The 20,973-nt window shown below is 37.5% G+C and carries 15 protein-coding genes; 7 read left to right on the top strand and 8 right to left on the bottom strand.

Going from position 1 to position 20,973, the window contains the following annotated elements; genetic code table 11:
- Window positions 1–721: 721 nt before the first annotated feature.
- The 8 genes from U9K52_RS20645 to U9K52_RS20610 all read right to left on the bottom strand — a co-directional run bounded on the left by U9K52_RS20645 (window position 722) and on the right by U9K52_RS20610 (window position 14,562).
- Entirely contained in the window at window positions 722–1,060 is a 339-nt protein-coding gene (locus U9K52_RS20645) for a VanZ family protein (protein ID WP_322927939.1), read from the bottom strand.
- A 13-nt stretch (window positions 1,061–1,073) separates the two neighbouring features.
- Window positions 1,074–1,451, bottom strand: a complete 378-nt coding sequence (gene gcvH, locus U9K52_RS20640) for a glycine cleavage system protein GcvH (protein WP_263601535.1) — start codon at window positions 1,449–1,451, stop codon at window positions 1,074–1,076.
- A gap of 111 nt (window positions 1,452–1,562) precedes the next feature.
- The gene (sprA, locus tag U9K52_RS20635) at window positions 1,563–8,612 is read right to left on the bottom strand and encodes a cell surface protein SprA (protein WP_263601536.1); all 7,050 of its coding nucleotides are present in this window, start codon (window positions 8,610–8,612) and stop codon (window positions 1,563–1,565) included.
- Window positions 8,613–8,669: 57 nt separating this feature from the next.
- Complete coding sequence (gene ruvA / locus U9K52_RS20630) at window positions 8,670–9,254, bottom strand: Holliday junction branch migration protein RuvA (RefSeq protein ID WP_322927938.1); 585 nt, start codon at window positions 9,252–9,254, stop codon at window positions 8,670–8,672.
- A gap of 352 nt (window positions 9,255–9,606) precedes the next feature.
- Complete coding sequence (locus U9K52_RS20625) at window positions 9,607–11,895, bottom strand: NADP-dependent malic enzyme (protein ID WP_248390684.1); 2,289 nt, start codon at window positions 11,893–11,895, stop codon at window positions 9,607–9,609.
- Between the two features lie 20 nt (window positions 11,896–11,915).
- Window positions 11,916–12,767 carry an ATPase gene (locus tag U9K52_RS20620; RefSeq protein WP_248394982.1) on the bottom strand — a complete coding sequence of 284 codons (852 nt, stop codon included), beginning with the start codon at window positions 12,765–12,767 and terminating at the stop codon, window positions 11,916–11,918.
- Window positions 12,768–13,269: 502 nt separating this feature from the next.
- Window positions 13,270–13,992, bottom strand: coding sequence for a hypothetical protein (locus tag U9K52_RS20615; RefSeq protein WP_263601537.1), 723 nt, complete (start codon window positions 13,990–13,992; stop codon window positions 13,270–13,272).
- 309 nt (window positions 13,993–14,301) lie between these two features.
- Window positions 14,302–14,562 carry a hypothetical protein gene (locus tag U9K52_RS20610; protein WP_248390681.1) on the bottom strand — a complete coding sequence of 87 codons (261 nt, stop codon included), beginning with the start codon at window positions 14,560–14,562 and terminating at the stop codon, window positions 14,302–14,304.
- A gap of 230 nt (window positions 14,563–14,792) precedes the next feature.
- Between U9K52_RS20610 and U9K52_RS20605 the strand changes: the two genes are divergently transcribed.
- From U9K52_RS20605 to U9K52_RS21350, 7 genes are all read left to right on the top strand, one after another.
- A complete protein-coding gene (locus tag U9K52_RS20605) occupies window positions 14,793–15,251 on the top strand; it encodes a GtrA family protein (RefSeq protein WP_263601538.1) in 459 nt (152 codons plus the stop codon).
- A 1-nt stretch (window position 15,252) separates the two neighbouring features.
- On the top strand, window positions 15,253–15,984 hold the full coding sequence (locus tag U9K52_RS20600) for a lysophospholipid acyltransferase family protein (RefSeq protein ID WP_322927937.1): 732 nt from the start codon (window positions 15,253–15,255) through the stop codon (window positions 15,982–15,984).
- Window positions 15,985–16,025: 41 nt separating this feature from the next.
- Window positions 16,026–17,471 carry a sugar MFS transporter gene (locus U9K52_RS20595; protein ID WP_263601539.1) on the top strand — a complete coding sequence of 482 codons (1,446 nt, stop codon included), beginning with the start codon at window positions 16,026–16,028 and terminating at the stop codon, window positions 17,469–17,471.
- Window positions 17,461–18,522, top strand: a complete 1,062-nt coding sequence (locus U9K52_RS20590; protein WP_322927936.1) for a DUF3810 domain-containing protein — start codon at window positions 17,461–17,463, stop codon at window positions 18,520–18,522. The genes U9K52_RS20595 and U9K52_RS20590 overlap by 11 nt, the downstream gene beginning before the upstream one ends.
- A 423-nt stretch (window positions 18,523–18,945) precedes the next feature.
- Complete coding sequence (locus U9K52_RS20585; RefSeq protein ID WP_322927935.1) at window positions 18,946–20,505, top strand: vitamin K epoxide reductase family protein; 1,560 nt, start codon at window positions 18,946–18,948, stop codon at window positions 20,503–20,505.
- A gap of 94 nt (window positions 20,506–20,599) precedes the next feature.
- Window positions 20,600–20,797, top strand: a complete 198-nt coding sequence (locus U9K52_RS20580; RefSeq protein WP_248390662.1) for a bacteriocin-like protein — start codon at window positions 20,600–20,602, stop codon at window positions 20,795–20,797.
- Between the two features lie 68 nt (window positions 20,798–20,865).
- Window positions 20,866–20,973: cysteine peptidase family C39 domain-containing protein (locus U9K52_RS21350; protein ID WP_323673815.1), on the top strand; the 108-nt coding region annotated here is incomplete at its 3' end.

The raw sequence follows: 20,973 nt of genomic DNA, 5'->3' as shown, positions 1-20,973 counted from the left end.
ACAACACTTTATCCTATATTCCAAATCTATTTAACATAAAATTTAAGTTTACGCAATTTTTGCCCTTAACTCTTTGGTTGTATGCATGAATAATTTTAAGCCTATAAGGGGAGAAAGGAAGAAGGAAGAAGGAAGATGGGAGATGGGAGGCTGCGAAGGAGAGAGTGGGTGGATCTATATATATGTATATGGGTGTTGGGTGCCCGTGAAAGGAGCAGGGGGTTGGTCAAAGAGAAGATAAGCTAACTTATAAACTGGAAAAAGTAAAAAGTGAAAAGTGAGAGGTTAGAAGTGAGAAGTAAGAGGTGGGGAGTGATGGATGAAGGATAGGCAGGCTATAAGGGGATGTTCTCTAAGTTACCTACCGCAGTTTTGAATTATGAAGGTTGGAAATTTGAAAGGATGAACGTAAATCATAAATCCTAAACCAAAACTTTGAATATTCCATTTCTAACCTTTCACCTCTCACTTCTCACTTCTAACCTTTCACCTCTTACTTCTTACTTCCATCCCACCCTAGCCCGGATCGAGCGGCATGTCTGAGCTCTTTCCTGTTGTATTGGTAGCGGCGGCTCCGCCGCCGCTACCAATACAACAGGAAAAGCGAGTAGCGAGAGCCGGATTAAGCTCCTGAAATAAGAGGCAGGTTGGAGCGTGTGAAAGTGTGTTTGTGTGAGAGTATGTAAGCTCTGTGGAAACGAGTGAAGGTTCGTGAATAAGATTAGAAAAATCTTTTGACAACAAGCTTATATGCAAAGTAACCGATGAGACAGCCAATGGTATCTGCAATAACGTCTAAGGTTTCCATAGATCTGCCAAGTCCCATTTCTTCCTGAAGGATTTCTGTGAGAAAAGCGTAAATAAGGATAATCTGAATGAAATAATAAAATTTGATCTTCGGAAATGCAGCCATGAAAAAGAAACCCAATGCTGCGAAGATGCTAAGATGCAAAAGTTTGTCGATACCTTGGAACATAAACCAGTATTCGTGATTTTCTTCGCCGGGCTTGAGGAGCATATAAGTAAGAAATGCCCAATAAATGGGCAGTATCTTACTCAATATTTTTGAAATTTTATCCAATGATTGCCTGATAATCTTCAGCAGAAAGTAATTCTGAGTGATCTGCACCTTCAGCTACTTCTAATTTTATGATCCATCCGTTTCCGTAAGGGTCTGAGTTCAATAATTCAGGTTGGTCCTCAAGTTCTGAATTGAACTCAATCACTTTTCCTGAAATCGGCAAGAATAAGTCTGAAACTGTTTTTACAGCTTCCACACTTCCGAAAACGTCTCCTCCGTTAAGATCATCATCTACCGTATCTACATCTACATAAACGATATCGCCAAGCTCTCCCTGCGCGAAGTCTGTAATACCGATTGTAGCAACATTACCTTCGATCTTAATCCATTCGTGATCTTTAGTGTACTTTAATTCTGATGGTGTGTTCATTTTTAATTTTTTATTTTGTACAAATGTATTCAAAATTCCAGAAGCTTCAAATATCGGAGATAAAAAATGTCCTTCAAAATTGAAGGACATTTAAATTTATTTTCTTTCTAATTAGAAACCTCCTGAATCTCCGAAGGTAAATGTTGCAGAAATCCCGGCTCTTATGGTTGACAGCGGGAATGCTGTTGAGATTTTATATTTAGAAGTCATCTGTTCGTAGAATACTCTCAGGTTCAGATTTTCCGAAACATTATAGTCTGCAGAAATCTTAATGTTCATTAACCGCTGTCCACCGGTAATCTGCGAATCATCCAAAAGAATATTGGTGATGCTGGTTCTGCTGTCTCTCAGGGAGAAATCACCTCTGATATTCAGGTCGCTTCCCTTGGCTTTTCCTCTACCGCCCGTATTAGCCATTCCCAGCCTGAAGTTCCTGATAATATACCCAACTCTCACTACATACTCACTGTTTGAATCCTCTGTCAATGTATGATTCACCAATCCCAATAGAAGTGTTCTCAATCGGTTGTACTGGAGACCAAACTGTATGTTATTTCTCATCGTCATATCGACACCGATCAATGGCGAGAAGTTTTCTACGTAGCCTACCTGAGCGAATGTAAATGGATTGATGTAATCATCATTGATATCTCTCTGAGTAGCACCGAGATTATTGAGGGTATTGAAATAATCTATACTTGACTGCACTCCGGTTGCCGTGTACGTTGCCTGGTAAGCATGCAGAACATCAAATTTGGAGAACTGCCCGTTGATGATCGGGATATTCCTTAATCCTGAATAGGTAATCTTCCAGTTCGGAATCGGAAGTCCTGCTTTTTTAGGATTGGTCATCATTTTCGGGTTTTTACCTTCTACTGCTGCCCTGAATGCCGGAATAAGAATATAGGCATTTGATATTCCATATCCGTCTTTAAATCCGTTTGGTTCTAATGCTCCCGGCATTTGCTGAGATAACGTTCTTGCATTTTCCCTGATTGCCTGATAAATTGCCGTACCATCTTTGAAAGCGGTTTTTAGCAATATCACAGAATTCGAATAGGTTACCATATCATTGGCGAAAGTATAATTCGGATTGGCGATTCCTGTATTCGGATCTCTGTAATTAAATCCGGTATGTGTAAAGTTTCTGTTGTAATTGTGCAGTGCACTGATATCAATTCTGAGATCATTCATCGGCATTACCTGCAAATTGGCCCGAAGTTCTCTTGTGGACATCCGGACGTATGGATCTGTCATAAATTCGGAATCACTTACCCATCCGTTTTCCATTACAGTTCTTCTGATATCCGCCTGAGAACCGAAAAGGAACCCAATGGTAGGACCACCTAAGGTCTGTCCGTAACCGTACCAGTTAGGAGCCGACAATAATCCCGGTAAAACAGTACCATTATTTTCGGAGTAATTAACATCCAGCTGTTTGATTGATGTTAATAAATAGGCCATACTCTGCAGCGGCGTAAGTCTGTTTTTAAACTTATATTTTTTATACGCATATCTGTTTTTCTCCCATGCCTGAGTGTAAGCATTATTTAAGGAATCAATTTCCTGTTTGCGTTTCTGAAGTTTTGCAGAAATATTTTTAAAATAGCCAAACTGCCCGAAGAACTTCGTGAAGTCTGCGGAAGCGGTAGCCTGAATTACATTGGTATTCTGCCCGATTGATCCAAGACTTCCATCCGGACTCGACAGAAGCACGGTAGATCTCGCGTTCCAGTTATAAGTGAATCCGTATTGCATTTCCGCATCAATAAAGTCGAGATACGGCAGATATTGAAACGGAAGCTTATAAGTCAACTGAACTCTATGGTTATACAACACCGGTCTTCCGGCTCTGAATACATTTCCAAAAATGGAATTGTTGTCCATCGTATTTACATCCACATTATCATTTAATGTTCTGGTAGCAGAATTAATTTCAAGTTTTAAAGATTTTGTAAAATTAAATCCTAAACCATACTGCCAACCGAAATAGAAGTTTCTGTTTCTGATGGCTCCGAAATCATCTGCATAGTTTCCGCTTAAAATGGCATCAATATTACGGAACTCCAATTCATTGTAATTCCTGTCTACTTCCGTTCTGAAAGAGAATCTGGTTGGTATCGGGTTGAGATTAAATTCTTTCACCCACTTCAGGTATTTTGTAGATTTCGCCGTGTCACTGATCATTTTATTGAAAGGACGGATTACCCATGGCTTAAAAGTATAATTGTAATCAATATATCCTCTCAGATATTGCCTGTAATTTCTCTTGGTATAAATATCCCTGTAAAAATCATCATTATAAACGGCAGTTACCGAAAGGTTTTCCACATCATAGAATTTTGGCTTTCTATTTTGGTTCATTCTTTCTTTGTGCATGTTTACAACACCGATACTTCTTTGCTGGGTATATGTTCTTGCTACTTTTTTAAGCTCTTCTCTATTGGCTGCTTTTTTAAATTCAACATCAGTATCCAGGGGATTATATTTAGGATCCTCGATAGTCTGAGAATATGAATAATTTAACGGGATTTTCACTCCTGTTTTCTCAGGAAGGAATTTATCAACATTTACAGCCGTATTAATACTGAAAGCAGACTGTGTAGACTGTGTTCTTTCCGCAGGTTTAGAATCTATATTTCCAAATCCTACCGATGTATACGATGCACTTGTATTTACTGTAGCAAAGTCTCCAAGATTAAAATTAAGACTTGCATTTCCCGCATAACCGCCATCATTTTCAATCTCAGAAAGTCGGATTTCATTAACCCAAAGAACTCTTTCAAGATTAAATCCAGGATCCGCTCTGTCCACACCATTTCGTACACCGATCATAATGGTCGTAATATTTCCTAAACTCGGACGCCCTTTAATGTAAATTCTTTTATTGTTAATTCCTTCATCAAACACATTATCTTTTATTCTTTCGGAAATATTGTTCGGGCTGTTTTTATCTCTTCTTAATTTAGCATCCACAAAATCCTGTATATTCAGATCGACATCATTCTCCATTGGCCAGATCTCCATTGGTGTTGTAGATGAATTGGAAGTTATTTTCAATGATGCCTCATATTCATAATAGTTATCCGTGGCATCACTTCCAAAACGGATGAAGAATTTGGTTTTAGGGTCAATCTGTCCGATATTGGCATCCCTGTTAAGAGGATCATGTGTATGAACAAAAAGTTTTAATTTCTTATATCTTCTCATATCCAGTGAAGTATTTTTAAATACTCCTCTCGCCTGTGCATTTGGAAGATTTTTAATGTTCATGTATAATGAAGCTTCGTTTTGCCTCTGTGCTCCTGCATTTCCGCTAAGGATTTGTCTGTCGATTCCCGGAGGAAGTACGTAAGGCGGCTGATTTAAAGCATTTTCCTCAATGTTCACGCTTCCTACATCAAGATTGCTGGTATCTGTGATCTGGCTTCCTTCATTGGTTGCAGGATCAGGAAGTGTAGAACCGTACTGTGCGATATTTTTAGGATATTTTCTCCAGTCTGATCTTACAAGATCCATTGTTCCGAATCTTAATGTTGAAGTCTGATCGAAGCCTGTTAATAATAATCTCGCAAATCTTACATTATTCAGGATTGAAGGATCCGCATCTCCGGCAGTTGCTACATATTGTGAAACCGGAATTCTGAACAAATACCACTTTACCTGAGAAGTCTGTCCGTTTTGGAACTGTGCCTGAACTGTTTTAACATCAACAATGTTGTTTTGTCCTAAAGCCAAACTTCCCTGATCAAGTCTTACTTCATACTGATTATAGCTTTCACTCTGATCAAGATTGTAATCTTTATTAATATCTTCAGAGTCCGGAGTCTGTGTGGCAACTTCCAGCGAGTTGCTCTGGGAATTCCCTTCAGGACCTCTGAAGTATTTGTAGCGCTGTACCAATGATGAGGCCTGATTTCCGGTGAAGCTGTTTGACATATAGAATACGAAATCATCTACAGCAGGGTCTGAAATATTGGTAACCGGATTAACAAATGTATTTCCGAATATAGCAGCTTCCTGGTCTGAACTTAAACCATCATACCCCAAGTCCTGAGCCGTTCTGTCTGCGCCTTCACTTGAAAAGGCATACAAGATAGGCGGCTGTTTAGGTTGAATTCCCCAATTGGAGCTTGTAGTAGTGGATGGCGCCGCAGGAGTTGGCAATCCGTTTTCATATTGCATTTGTCCGTCTTTCAGGATATCTTCTGAAACATTACCCAGCTGCAGTAAAAGCTTTGGATTAGTACCTATGGGGTTTCCATCTGCATAAGGATCCATCATCCAGAATTCCACATATTCAATATTTGAGCTTACAAAGTTGGATACTGAGATTGGTCTCATAATACCCGCCCATCGCTGTGCCGTACTTTCTGCAGCAGGATTGGAATTGTAAGGCCCTTTTTCAGCAGGATAATACGAAATATCGAATGTATTGGTATACGTCTGTTCACCTGCAACAAAATCCCTGTTGTTAAAAATTTCTGAAAACTGAACCCTTCTTGAAGCGTGGTTGGAAACCGACTGCGGCGTAATACCGTTCGGGGCTCTTCCTCCTACACCCCAGAATCGCGGATCAATATTATACCATGACAGCAAACCTCTTCCGTACCCTTCTGTAATGTCATTATTTTTACCGGCTCCTGCAAAAAGAGGGTCAGACTGGTTCTTTTCAGGTTTTGAAGCAAGGCTCCATGCTGTTGGTTCTTTTAAGGTAATTTTGGAAGTCGTCTGCTCAAAATCGTCAATGTAAGACTGGTCATTAATTCCTTTATTTAAACCAGGAAGTAAATACGCCGTCTCCATTTTGAAGTTCAGATTTGAAGGTGCTTCTGTGTTTACAAACGGTATTTTATCTGTTAATCTTGTCAGGAAAGGAAGCTGGCTGTTGTACATCAGATTGATTCCTGCCATTGTGTTGTTGACGGCTTCCTGTCCGTAATTTACTTTTTGGGTAAGCGGGGATTCGGAATAATTAACAACGGTTCCCCCTAAGATAAAGTTTTCATTAAATCTTCTTTCAAGGTTTAATCCTAAGAAACGTTTTCGCTGAGTATTAAAAGTAAGCTGATTTTCTAATGAAATGTTGATAGCCTGTCCGGATTGTTTCACCTGTTCGTTGATGATGGTCACCGTACCCAGCATATAATCTACGGTATAATCAATACCCTCGGTAAGCTGAACTCCGTTCGCAGAAACTTTCACGGAACCCTGAGGAACATTTACGGCGCCAAGAGAAATTCCCTGCCCCTGTGTTCCTTTATAACGACCTTCAATAGTATACCTCAGCGCGAGGTTGCTGGAAGTTGCCACCTGTTTCTGCTGATCATACAGGTCTGCAAATACATACTGAGGATCATTACTTCCGATTACATTTTGAATATAACTCCCAAACGGCTGCACTTTTGTAAAGATTACCCTTCCCGTCTCCGGCCTGATGGTAATTCCGTTAACAAAATCGAAAATACCGTCACCGGTTGTATTTCCATTGGTCTGTAAGTCGCCATTGGCATTGAGTCGGTCCCAGTTTAGCAATTTGATTAAAGGAACATTGTTTACCTGCGGGTTATTGGCTACCGGAAGATAGTTTAATTTACCTCCGGACTGCGGATCTCTGTATAAAACATTCAGGATAAATCCGTCCTGATTTACCTGTCCTGCATCCAGCGAATAGATGTTTTTCATCATCAGGTCCCACATAGGAGAGGAAGTTTTTACTGTGGTGTTAGGCTTTAACAATTTCGCCATCAACACTGTACTTTCTTCGGAGAATTCTCCGACTTTGTACACTTGGTTGCTTCCATTTACCGTATATGAGAACGATACCGCCAAAAGCTGATTATCATTTAACTTTTGATTTAATGAAATGTATCCCAGCTGCGGCTGAAGTATATATTCATTGGTATTTAATCTTCTTGCTTTTTTATTAAATATAAAGTGCTCTCCGTCCACGTAAGGTTCCGTACCACCGGTAGCAACCGGAAGATTGGCTCCTTTTATGGCATTATACGCAGTACTTGCATCCCTTAGTCCCGGTAAAGCATTTACGGTAGAATACAAATTAAACCCAGGCTGATCATTATTTGGAAGCACGCCGGGAGCATCACCCAGATCCCTGATTCCCACGATACTTTTCTGGTACTGCAGATTGCTGTTTCCCTGATCAAGCACCCAAACTTCCATTCTTGTAATGCTGATTTTAGAATTGATCTGTGGGTAGTTTAATAAAGAATTGTCATAATTATCCAGGAAATAATGCCCGATAAAGTAGTGCTGGTTATCCTCATAATCAATGGCGTTGAGTTTAAAGGTATTCATAACACCTCCACCCTGAACGGTAATATTTCTCGCTTCTCCCTGTTGCTGGGAAAGCACTACCGTACCATACGTTTTTCCCAGCTGAAACTCTGTCTTTACCCCGAATAACGATTGAGAACCGCGTATCAGACTGGTTGACAACGGCATATTTACATTACCGAATTCTACTCTTTTAATAATTTTATCCTCACCTCCCGAACTGGGTTTATCCACATCCTGAAGTCCTTTCTGCTGAAGATCTTTCCAGCTTCCTTTCGCCTGCCACACGAGATTCATTCTGTTTTCAAAGGCGAAACCGCTCTGGGTGTCATAATTGGCTTTCAGCTGAAGGTTCTCTCCTACTTTTCCTAGTAAACCAAGCTGGATTCTCTGATCAATATCGAAAGTGAAACTGGTTCTGTTCTGGGGTAAAATCAAAGGATTATCAATCTTCTGATAAAGCCCTGCGAAGTCGAAAGAAACATATCCTGAGGGAATGATCTCTATTTTATTGCTTCCGAAAAGGGTTTCAAAAAGACGGTTATTGATCGTTAAAGAAGGAATCAATCCTTTTCTGGCAGCATCACTTTTATCCTTTCGGAACATCAGGCTGTATCGGTCTGATTTTTCTTTATAGTAAGCCCTTGTCTGCTCCGCCATCATAAATTCTTTATAATCTTCGGGAGACATTGCCGTAGGAGGACCTGTAATGGTATTTCCGATTTTCGGATATACGTAATACATTCCGGTTTTTATATCGTAATAAGCTTCATACTGCGTAGGATCCGCGAGCTGATAGTCTTTTTTTATTATAGCTGTATCCCCTACTGCCGGTCTTTGCTGTGCAAATGTCATTACTGACATACACATGAACGACAGGAAAAGGAATATATTGAAATACTTAATATTTGCCACCAAATGTTAAATGTTTTTTAAAATTTGTTTTACCAGTTCTTCGGTTGAAACCTCCGGATTCTGTTTGATAATTTTGTCTGCAAGCTTTTCGCTCATCCTTTTAGGAATGCCCAAAACTTCTAATGCAGATAACGATTCTTCCTTCACTTTATTATTTGCAAGAGTAGAAATATTTTCCTCCGGATTGCTGAATTTCTGGACTTTATCTTTAAGATCTACAATAATTCTTTCGGCTGTTTTAGCACCAATTCCTTTCGCTTTCTGGATCAGTGCGCTGTTTCTTGACAGGATGGCTGAAGCAATCTCATCAAGGCTTAAAGTAGACAGTAAAATAAGGGCAGATACGGCGCCCACTCCGTTAACACTTATTAACAGGTTAAACATCTCTTTTTCTGATCTGGTTTTGAAGCCGAACAGCAAATGAGCGTCTTCCCTGATAATCTGCTGGATATAAAGAAAGGTTTCCTTATTTGTGGTAAGGGTTTGTGAGGTCATTAAACTTATCCCTACATAGTAACCAACGCCCTGGACGTTGATCACTGCGTAGGTAGGCGTAAGTTCCTGAACCATGCCTTGTAGTGAAAATATCATTATTAATTTTTAAAACTCCCAAATATAGCAAATTAAAGTAATTAATGTTTTCATTTCAGAGACGAATGCTTTTTAACTTAATTTTTAATTTGAATTTTAAAGATCGGGGACAAAAATGAAAGACTTGAAAATTATTTTCCGGTAATGTATTGTCTGTTTTACAAGGGTGAGTTTTCAAATTATACGGATAACATCAGAAAATCATCCAGATAAATTGAAAGATTTATGCAGATCAACGTGGAGATTTATACGCATAATTTTTTACCTTCAAAATAAAAAAATAAAGACTCCATGAATGAAGTCTTTATCATAATTTTTAAAGATCGGTAATTTTTACATTATCCGTATTATTTTATCCTTTTTTTTCTCTTCTCTGGGCATCCAAAACAGCGATCGTGGCAAGATTCACGATTTCATCAACACTAGAGCGCATCTGAAGTACGTGAACCGGCTGTTTTAACCCCATCAAAATTGGTCCTATCACTTGTGCAACCTTCATCCCCCTGATAATTTTATAGGATAGATTGGCGCTCTCAAGATTTGGGAAAATGAATGTATTAGCAGGTGTTGTTCCTAATTTTGAGAACGGGTAATCACTCAAATGATCAGAGTTCATGGCAAAATCCGGCTGGATTTCACCGTCTACAACCATTTTCGGATATTTTTCGTGAAGGATGCTTACTGCTTTTGCCACTTTTTTTGAAGTTTCAGAAATCGCGGCGAAGTTTTCAAATCCCAGCATGGCAATTCTTGGTTCAATCGCAAAAGATTTTACGGTAAGTTCCGCCATTTTGGCAATATTTACCAGATCTTCAGCGGTAGGATTCTGATTGATGGAAGTATCTGCAAAGAAAATCGGTTTTTTCTCCGAAAGGATCATCATCATGGCCGATACTTTATCAACGCCTTTATCTTTTTCAATAACTTCCAGAACCGGTCTGAGGGTCGAAGCATAATTTTTTGAGAATCCAACAATCAGTCCGTCGGTATCGCCGTGTTTTAGCATCAAAGGTCCGAAATAATCTCTCTGACGAACGAATCTTTTAGCCTTATATTCATTCATCCCTTTTCTCTGGCGAAGCTTCCAAAGGGTTTCCCTGTATCTTTTTCTGTTTTCCTTCTGGTCGTCGTCACTTGGATCAATAATCGGAACATCAAGGTCAATTCCGAAACGCTCCATTTGTTCTTTAATGTATTTTTTGCTTCCTAAAAGGATAGGATAAGCAATTCCTTCTTCATAGAGAATCTGTGCGGCTTTCAGCACATTATACTCTTCGGCATTGCCTAAAGTGATTCTCTTAGGATTTGCTTTTGCCCTGTTCTGCATCATTCTCACCAGCTTTTCATCTCTTCCCATTCTGTCGAGAAGACTGTTTTCATACTCATCGAAATCCGTAATGGTTTTTCGGGCTACCCCGCTTTCCACAGCAGCTTTCGCTACCGCACTCGAAACTTTGGTAATTAATCTGTTGTCAAATGGTTTCGGAATAAAATATTCTCTTCCGAAATGAAGATTCTGAAGGTTATAAGCAAGAATTACCGCTTCAGGCACCGGTTCTTTGGCAAGATCTGCGATGGCATGAACAGCAGCCAGCTTCATGGCTTCATTGATTGTTTTTGCCTGCACATCCAGTGCTCCACGGAAAATATAAGGGAATCCCAGCACATTGTTTACCTGGTTAGGATAATCGCTTCTTCCGGTTGCCATAATCACATCTTTCCGGGTTTCAATAGCAAGATTATAGGCAATTTCAGGATCTGGATTGGCTAATGCGAATACGATAGGATTTTCATTCATGCTTAATAACATTTCCGGTGTCATTACATTTCCTTTAGACAATCCTACGAAAACATCCGAGCCTTTCACCGCATCTTCCAGCGTATCGATATCTGTCTGAGCGACAAAGTCCAATTTTTCAGGAGTAAGGTTTTCCCGTTTATGGTTGATCACACCTTTGCTGTCGCACATCAGAACATTTTCTCTCTTTAACCCTAAAGAAATATAAAGATTGGTACATGCAATGGCAGCCGCTCCGGCTCCGTTTACCACCATTTTTACTTCTTCAATTTTTTTATTGGCGATTTTTAAAGAGTTTATCAAAGCTGCAGCAGAGATGATGGCTGTCCCGTGCTGATCGTCGTGCATCAAAGGAATATCCAGTTCTTCTTTTAATTTCTGTTCAATATAAAATGCTTCCGGAGCTTTGATATCTTCAAGGTTAATGCCTCCGAAAGTAGGAGCAATTCCTTTTACGATTTCTATAAACTTGTCGGGATCTTTTTCATTGATTTCTATATCGAAGACGTTGATGTCTGCAAAAATTTTGAACAAAAGTCCCTTTCCTTCCATTACCGGCTTTGAAGCCTCCGCACCGATATCGCCCAATCCGAGAACCGCTGTACCATTGGAAATAACCGCTACAAGGTTTCCTTTTCCAGTGTAATCGTAAACAGTTTCCGGCTTATCGTGGATTTCCATACAGGGAACTGCAACCCCCGGCGAATACGCCAGTGACAGATCTCTCTGTGAGGAGTGCGGTTTTGAAGGAATCACTTCGATTTTTCCTTTAGGTTCGGCTTTATGATAATCTAACGCGGCCTGATTAAAGTTCTTTTCGTCGCGGTGGGTTTTACTTGACATATGATGAATTTTGTTTTTAGTTATAATATATAATGAATGTGGTAATCGACTAAACTCTCGATAGGTTTCTGTACGATCTGTCCTACATTTAAATTAAGTTCTGCCGCCGCTGCGCGCAAAACATCTTCATAGTAATAGGCAATAGAACCGATAAAATTGATCTCGGCGTCTTTTGATTCTTTGTATGGAAGCACCTGATAATCGAAGAAATTGAGCATTTCATCGTGCACCATTTTCCGTAAGTAGGGATGTTCCTTTCTTTCCACCACAAATTTGTTGAAATCTGCAAGAAAAGCATTGGGCCGTGTGCTGTGATACATGTTCTTCAGCACTTCATCCACTGTCAGCTTATACGTTTGTTCAAATTCTACAGAAAGATCTTCGGGAAGTTTCTGCATAAAGAATCTTCTGACAAGCTGTTTGCCAATTGCGCTTCCGCTTCCTTCATCTCCTACCAGGAATCCTAAGGAAGGCAACTGGATTTTTATATTTTGACCGTCAAAATAGCATGAGTTTGAACCTGTACCAAGAATACAAACAATGGCTGGTTTTCCTCTGTAGGCCGCATAGGCTGCTGCCGTGAGATCTTCTTTCACAATGATTTCGGCATTGGTAAAGACTTTTCCTACTTCTTCTATAATGATATCACAGTTCTGCTGAACCCCACATCCTGAGCCGTAAAAATATATTTTGGTGATTGAATTTTTTACGGAATTTAAGCTTGTATTTTTTTCAATTTCAGGAACGATAAGTTCTTTGCTAATAAAATTCGGATTGAAGCCAATAGTCTCTGCTTTCAGAAAGACGTTTTTAAATTCGTCCAGAATGATCCAGTCTGATTTTGTAGAACCACTATCAACAATAGCAACCATATTTTCCATTTTAGTTTAAGGATGCTAAATTATGAATTTATCTTGTAAGATGAGAGATTATGAACATGACATATATGTTATTTGTGATTTCTCAATGAGGATGTATTTTGGATCATAAAGTAGGTAACTGGGAAGATATGTATTTTATTCTGATGGAACTATAATCTATTTCGGAAGATACCATAAGCATTCCAGACCATGCTGTATTGGTTTGAGACAAAGCTTTAAATACTTTGGACAAGGCAATAAATATTTTAGAAAATGGCTTATCTATTTGGAACAGAGCTTTATTTATTTTGTAAAGAGTCTTAATACTCCGGATAGCTTTTTAACTATTAAGAAATATCAACGGTATTTGTAAGTGGCAAGTTTCTAATACTGCGCTTAGATCCTTACAGGATGACAAACCATGTTTAAAAATTGGAAAAGATTTAAATACCTCATAAAACTGGTCTAAATTTTAAATGAAAGAGCTTACACAATTATGTAAGCTCTTTTGTTTTTAACGTTTCTTGAATTTTATTTTCGAAACTGCTTTATATTCCGGAGAATCGCTATCAAGAATTGTGAACAGATAGTCTTTTGCTTTGTTGAAGATATCCACGAGGTTATCTTCTGCATTGTAAACTTTTTGGTTTCTTAAACTTCTGGCTTCGTTTAAAGGAATAAATGCACTTGTAACTGCCTGTGTTGCCTGAAGCATTTTATTTTTTTCCTGCTGTAAAGTAGCTATTTGATATTCTGTTTCATTGGGATTATAATTGGGTGTATTCTGAAGAAGCGCTATCAACTGATCGTAATTATCGGTTCTAAGATCGTAGCTCATCTGCGAAACAGAGTTTTGTTTCTGTACTTCTTCCGGATCAGTTGTCGATGAGGGTTTTACTTTCCTCACCCCTTTCAGCTTTCTTGCAATAGTCATGAAATCTTCAAGTTGAGCATCTGTTACATCTTCAGTTACTTTATACATTTTGCGAAGCCTGGTGATCTTTTTGCTGATGGGAGCAAAAAGTTTTTCGCGTTGGTCTACTGCCAAAGAATAGGGAGCCACAGCGTTGTTTACAGCTTGCTGACTTGCAAATGCGGAATTGTAAATGCTTTGAAGATTGGCGAGTAATAATTTTGAGTTAGTAGGATTGTATTTTGATCCTAAATTGGCAATGTATGAGCACAATAGGTTGGCATTTGCAATGTTTTTTGCATGCCCGGTTTCATTTTTTAACATCTAGGTGTTTTTTGGATTATCGAAGTAAATTTAGAAAAAATTTTTCTTTAACAAAACGGAACAGGATATCAAGCTGTTGATAATGAAAATATTTATTACGAATATTCTGAGGTTTCGAAAAAACTCATTGAAGTTTACGAGCAACAAATTAAAGAACTAAAAGCTGAGATCGAAGAATTGAAAAGCAAATAGGCTTGCGTGATATTTTGAAATGTTGCGCATGACATTGTTAATAATAACTAAAATAATAAAGAGAGCCGGACAAAATTCTGTTCGGCTCCCTTCAAAGTCTTCTGTATTGCATCATTGTTAATTTATTTCCGCTTTTTTATCATTAAACCGAACCAGCCAGTCTTCGATCTCATCTTCAAGATAGGATGTCTGAAGGATCATCGCGTTGATAAAATCGTCGGGAAGAGGTTCATTATTGGAGTTTTCAAGGTTCCAGAGCTCTTCGGACATATTTTCATACTCAGAATATACACGTTTGAAGCGTGAATTTTCCCGTTCTAGCGCTTCAATATTTTTTTGCTGAAGCTGGAATTTCCTGTATTTGTTTTGACTTTTCATACAAATATTATTAAAAGTGAGCGTAAATTTTTTTTGATAGTATGATTGAATCATATTACAAGATAGAAAAAACCATCAACACAAATAGTTGAAAATGAATTTATTATCAGGTGAAGCCTATATCGTTCCGGAAAATTAAAATTAGAAATTATTTTGTATCTAAAAAAATTTTTAACATCTTTTTTCAGTGTTTAACATATAGTTATAAATTTGCACATTATATCATCGGGATGAGAGATTTACTATTACGGCAGAAACAGGTTTTATTCTTCATAATCGCAGGAGGGCTCAGCGCCGTTGTTGAAATCGGGAGTTTTAAACTTTTCAGTACGGCAATCCCCCATTTCTTTCCCCGTGAAACTGATTTTCACGGAATACATTATCCTCTGAGTAATATTTTTTCCACAAGCTGCGGGATTATTACCAATTATTTCCTGAGCATATGGTTTGTCTTTGAAAGAGGAAAACATTCCAAAAGAAAAGAATTTGCTTATTTTATGGCAGTATCTTTCATCTCAACTTTTTTGAGCCTCGGGTTTTTCCAGATTTTTTACAGCTATATTTTTAAGGATACATTTAATCTTATTATCTATTCTTTAAGTCCTGAGATTATCAGCAAGATTGCTGCAATCCTTCTGGTTTCCGTGCTTAATTATTCCATCAAGAAAAAAATAATTTTTAACGGATAAGATGGCTGGAAAAATTTTAAATTATCTCTGGCGAGCCTGGCTTCTGATATTGGCCTTTGTTTTCACCCTGATTTTCGGACTTCCGGTGTATTTGTTATCATTCAACAAAAAACATTATAAATATGCATATCGGTTTGTAAGATACTGGAGCTACTGTATCTTTTACGGTATGGGCCTTCGTTACGAGCTGACCAGACTTTCCGGAGAGACGCTGGACAAAAACCAGCAGTATGTTTTTATCTCCAACCATACTTCTATTATGGACATTATGCTGATGTGTATTTTATGTGCCGATCATCCCATCTGTTTTGTAGGTAAAAAAGAACTGGTAAAAATCCCGATTTTCGGAACAATTTACAAAAGAATATGCGTGATGGTAGACCGTGGAAGCGCAAGAAGCCGTGCCGATGTTTATAGAAGATGTGCCGAAAAAATGGAGGAAGGAAACAGCATTGTTATATTCCCAGAAGGCGGTGTTCCGGATGACACTACCATCATTCTGGATGAATTTAAAGACGGCGCTTTTACCCTTTCATCAAAACACAATTCACCAATCGTAATCTATACTTTCGTAGGATTAAAGGAAATTTTTCCGTTTGACAATTCAAAGGGTTATCCTGGTAAAGCAAAAGTATATTTTAACGGAATTTTATACCCTTCCGCACCTCCTAAAGATCTCAAATTGTCTTCTTTTGAGACAATAAAAAAAGTATTGCTAAAACACTATAATTAAAAGAAATAATATATATTTGTTTTCAGAAATTTTCAACAAATATGTCAAATTATTCTAAACAAACCAATTGGGGACAATTCATCCCATTGGTTACTGTATTTTTCTTCTGGGGATTTGTGGCGGCAAGTAATGACATTTTGATCCCTGTTTTCCAAAAAGCTTTTAAATTATCACAAACCGAAAGTATGCTGGTGCAAATATGCTTCTATGTTGCATACACCGTAGGTTCATTGATTTATATGGCTGTTTCCAAAGGTATAAAACAGGATTTGGTCAACAAAATCGGGTATAAAAACGGCCTTATTGTAGGTCTTCTTATTTCTGCAGCGGGAACTCTTTTGTTTTATCCTGCAGCCAACCTGCATTCTTTCCCACTAATGATTTCGGGGCTTTTTATTGTAGGGCTTGGATTTTCACTTCAGCAGATTGTGGCAAACCCTTTAGCTATTGAAGTTGGCCCCGCAGAAACAGGCTCTCAGAGGCTTACAATGGCAGGAGGAATCAATAACCTCGGAACAACGATAGGTCCGCTTATTGTATCTTTCGCGATTTTTGGTTCCGCAGCAGCTGCAACCCAGGACGTGAGTGTTGAAAGTGTAAAAGTTCCTTATCTCATTTTAGGAGCAGCCTTTGTTCTGGTAGCCATCATGCTTAAATTTTCTTCTCTTCCGGCTATCACTCCAACCATTACAGAAGATACGGAAGATATTGTTCCCGGAGAACACAGAAAGTCGGCCTTCCAATATCCGCAGCTTTTCATGGGAATGATTGCCATATTTGTATATGTTGGGGTGGAAGTTTCTACGGCCAGTAACCTTCCCGCCTACATGGAAAAAAGTTTAGGTTTTGAAACTAAAGATATAGCACCGTACATCTCTTTGTATTGGGCATCACTAATGATCGGACGTTGGACCGGCGCAGTAGAAGCATTTGACATAAGTGCAGGAGCTAAAAAGATCTTACGATTCCTGGCGCCTTACCTTGCATTCGGGGTTTTCTTACTGGTGAATGCTATTGCAAAACATGACCTGTCACATTTCTATATATATGGATTGATTATTATTGCAATGATCATCTGCGATATTATGAGTAAAGGTAATCCGGCAAGAATGCTTCTGATTTTTTCCGTAGCAGGTATTGCAGCTTTATTAATAGGAATGTTTACCAAAGGAATGGTTTCCGTATATGCTTTCACAAGTGTGGGCTTATTCTGCTCTACGCTTTGGCCTTGTATTTTTGCTTTGGCAATTAACGGTCTTGGAAAGCACACCAATGAAGGTTCCGGACTTCTGATCATGATGATTATGGGAGGCGGAATTGTAAGTCTTATCCAGGGATATGTTGCTGACATGACCAACATCCATTTCAGTTATATTGTGGGGGTAATCTGTTTTGCTTATCTTGCTTTCTATGCAATAAGGGTAAGTGGAATCCTGAAATCCCAGGGAATTGATCTTGACAAAATCACAAAAGGCAGTGGCCACTAATACATCAAAAATAGTATATAAGAAAAGATTTTGGGCAGGTTTATTACTTGCCCAATTTGTTTTGTTCTATTTATTCTCCAGATCTTCTGTAATTGTTTCTTTTTTTGAAAGTTTCTTTGAAGTTCAGAAGAAATTCCATCAGTTCATTTTTTCATGGATTCCTTTCTCCTTCGGAGATGTGCTTTATATTTTTACGGGAATCTTTCTTATATATAGCATTACCACATGCTTCAGGAAAACCAGAAGAAAAAGAGCTTTGGTACAAATTCTTGTTTGTATCAATATATTTTATTTTCTTTACCAGATATTCTGGGGAATGTTATACTTCCAGACCCCGATCATCAAAAAATTAAATTCACAGGAGAAACCAACAGTTGAGAAAGCTAAAATCTTAGCCTTACAATATCTTCAGAAATGTAAAGAAACAAGAAAACGGGCCCATGAAGATGCAAACGGGATTTTCATTATTAAAGATCTCCATGCAGTACAGCAGGAAATCCTTAAACGCCAGACGATGCTTCCTGAAAATATTTCCGGAAAAACGACTCCTGAAATTAATTCTTTTAAGCCCAGTATATTTAAAAATGTGATGAGCTATACCGGAATTCTGGGATACTATAATCCATTTACTGCCGAAGCTCAATTCAACTCTCAGCTTCCCAATACATTAATACCTTTTACATCAGCGCATGAAAGTTCCCATCAGCTCGGTTTTGCAAGAGAACAGGAAGCCAATTTTGTAGGCTACCTGATCGGAATTAATTCTACTAATGTAGAACTCCGCTACAGTACGGAATATTTTACACTAAAAAGCTTATTAAATTATATCTTGGATAAGGATCCTGCTTTTGTAAAATCTATTTTGAAAAATTACTCTCCCGAAATGAAAAAAGACAGAGCATACGAGAAAGCATTCATCTTAAAACATCAGGGTTTACTGGATGATTTTTTCGGATTTACCAACAATCTGTTTCTGAAATCCAATCAGCAGGAAGGATCTGTTACTTATTCTTACTTCATAAACCTTCTTCTTAATTACGAAAAAGCATAAAAAAACAAAAGAATCGTATCAGGCGATACGATTCTAAAAACACAAATGATGAAAAAAAATTTATTACCTTGACTTGTTCCCTCATTCAAGGCGTTGTAAAATTACAATATATTTTATAAATAAAAAAATATTTTAATATTTTTTTTCACAAATTTAGGACATTTTAAAAATTATAATTTCTGTTAACATTTCTAATAATCTTAGTTTCACTTTCAAACTTACTATCATTACTCATTAAAAGGTGATTATATCAAATATTTTTTTTTGGAATTATTTATTAAAAACATTATTACATTTTAAATTATAGTACTGGATTTACTGGGAGTACAATTATTTGATTTATTAATAATAAGTAATAATTCCCAAACATTTATTTTTATATAAACTACTTAGTAGCAATAAATAAACATAAATCACGTTAATATGAGAAAATTTTTTGTTTTTCTCAAACATCTGCTTATTTTAGTGAAAAATATTAATATGCCATTAAATAAACTTATTAATTATCTTAAGCTTGATAAACAGGAGTTTATGTTTCAGTTTAATTCCCACCCCAATTATCCCTCTGCATTAGCATTCAGCGACACCCTGAACTTTATGGGAGTGAGAAACGATGCATATGAGCTCGACAAAGAATACTGGGATGAGCTTCCTGAAGAATTTATTGCTATTGTAGATAATAATTTTTCACTCGTTAAGAAATCAGGAAACCAGTATTCAATTTATTCTGATAAAACGATTACATTAAGTAAGGATGAACTTTACAGGAAATCTACTGATTTCGTGCTGCTCTTTGAAAAAGATCCACTGGTAAATAAATCAGCTATTACTTATAAGCCATTTTTGTATGTGATTTTTGCTATCATTGTCTTGTATTCAGTTTTAACATTTACCTGGTACGGAGCCTTATTTAATATTCTCTCACTGGCCGGAGTTTATATTTCTCTTGAAATCTTCAATCAGAAATTCGGAACTACATCTGCCGTGATAGGAAGCATCTGTGGTGATACGGCAGGAAACCAAACCGTTAATGCCTGTAATAAAATTATTAATCAGGATAAAACCAGCATTTTGGGGCTAAAGTTCTCGGATTTCTCATTGATTTATTTTATAGGAATTGCAGTTTTAGGACTTTTTTTACCTGTCACTTCTTTGGTCTTGAAAAGCTTTGCTGTCGCATCATTGCTTGCTATCGGTTATTCGCTATATATCCAGGGATTTGTAGAGAAAACATTCTGCCGGGTTTGCCTTTTGATTATTTCTGTTTTAGTGGCTCAGCTTATTATTAGTATTTTTCTTTTTGAAAATATTTATTTTGATGTAAAAACCGTAATACTGAGCATCATTTTATGGGCTGTCCTGATTTTTTCTGTTGTATATCTTAATACAATTCTCGGAGAAAAGGAAAACCTTCAGAAGTCAAATGCTAAAAATTTAAGATTCAAAAGAAATTATGATCTGTTTAAAAGAGAACTTCTCGAAAATCAAAAAGTAATATTTACTGACAATGAAACATTCCTTCTAGGAAACAAAGATGCGAAAATTCATCTGTCGGTTATTTCAAATCCTTACTGCGGTTTTTGTAAAGATGCACATAAAATCATGGGGAATCTTCTTCAAAAATATCCGGACATCTCCGTTCAGATGAGGTTTAATTATTCCCCGGATAAGCAGAATGAAAAATTCACCAATCTCATCTCTGATTTTATGTATACCTATAAAAATAAAACTTCCGAAGATTTTTTAAACCTTGTTGAATATTGGTTTGAAACAAAGGATGAAAATAAAACAAGAATGAAAGCAGGGATTACTTCAGGCAATGAAGATCTTTCTCCGCTTATCAGCATGTCGGCCGAAAACAGAAATTCAGGACTCAATTTCACACCGATTATTCTGATCAATGGATATCAGTTTCCTGATAAGTATGACCGTGAAGATATATATTATTTTATGGATGAACTGATGGAAGATGATGATATCTAATAAAAATACTTTTCACACTATAAAATTCACTAAATTAGGAAAAAATTAAACAGGAATAGAGAATACATAAAACAACAAGTTAATTTATAATACTATGAAAAATCTAAAAAAACTTTCACGAGAAAACTTAAAATCAGTAAAAGGAGGAATTACTCCGGAATGCGTTGCTGCACAACAAGCGGCCGTAGCATGCTATTCTACCCTTGCAGCCTGCCAGGCTGACCCGAATTCCTATGATCCTACTTTCGGAACTTCATTTTGCATGCATTATTGCAACAGATACTGCTATTAAAAGTTAATCTTTTAAAAAATTATAGTTGTCGCTGGTAAAGCGGCAACTTCTAAATAAAAAATACATCCTTGAAATCCTTTCCCTTTTACCTTCAGCCTGATTCCAAAGACTGCGGACCTACGTGCCTTCGTATCGTCAGCAAATACTATGGTAAAACCATTTCTCTACAGCAGATT

The organism is Chryseobacterium sp. MHB01 (assembly GCF_034651565.1).
Classification (GTDB): domain Bacteria; phylum Bacteroidota; class Bacteroidia; order Flavobacteriales; family Weeksellaceae; genus Chryseobacterium; species Chryseobacterium nepalense.
Note: the sequence above shows the minus strand (reverse complement) of the source record. Positions and strands in the feature narration are given on the sequence as shown.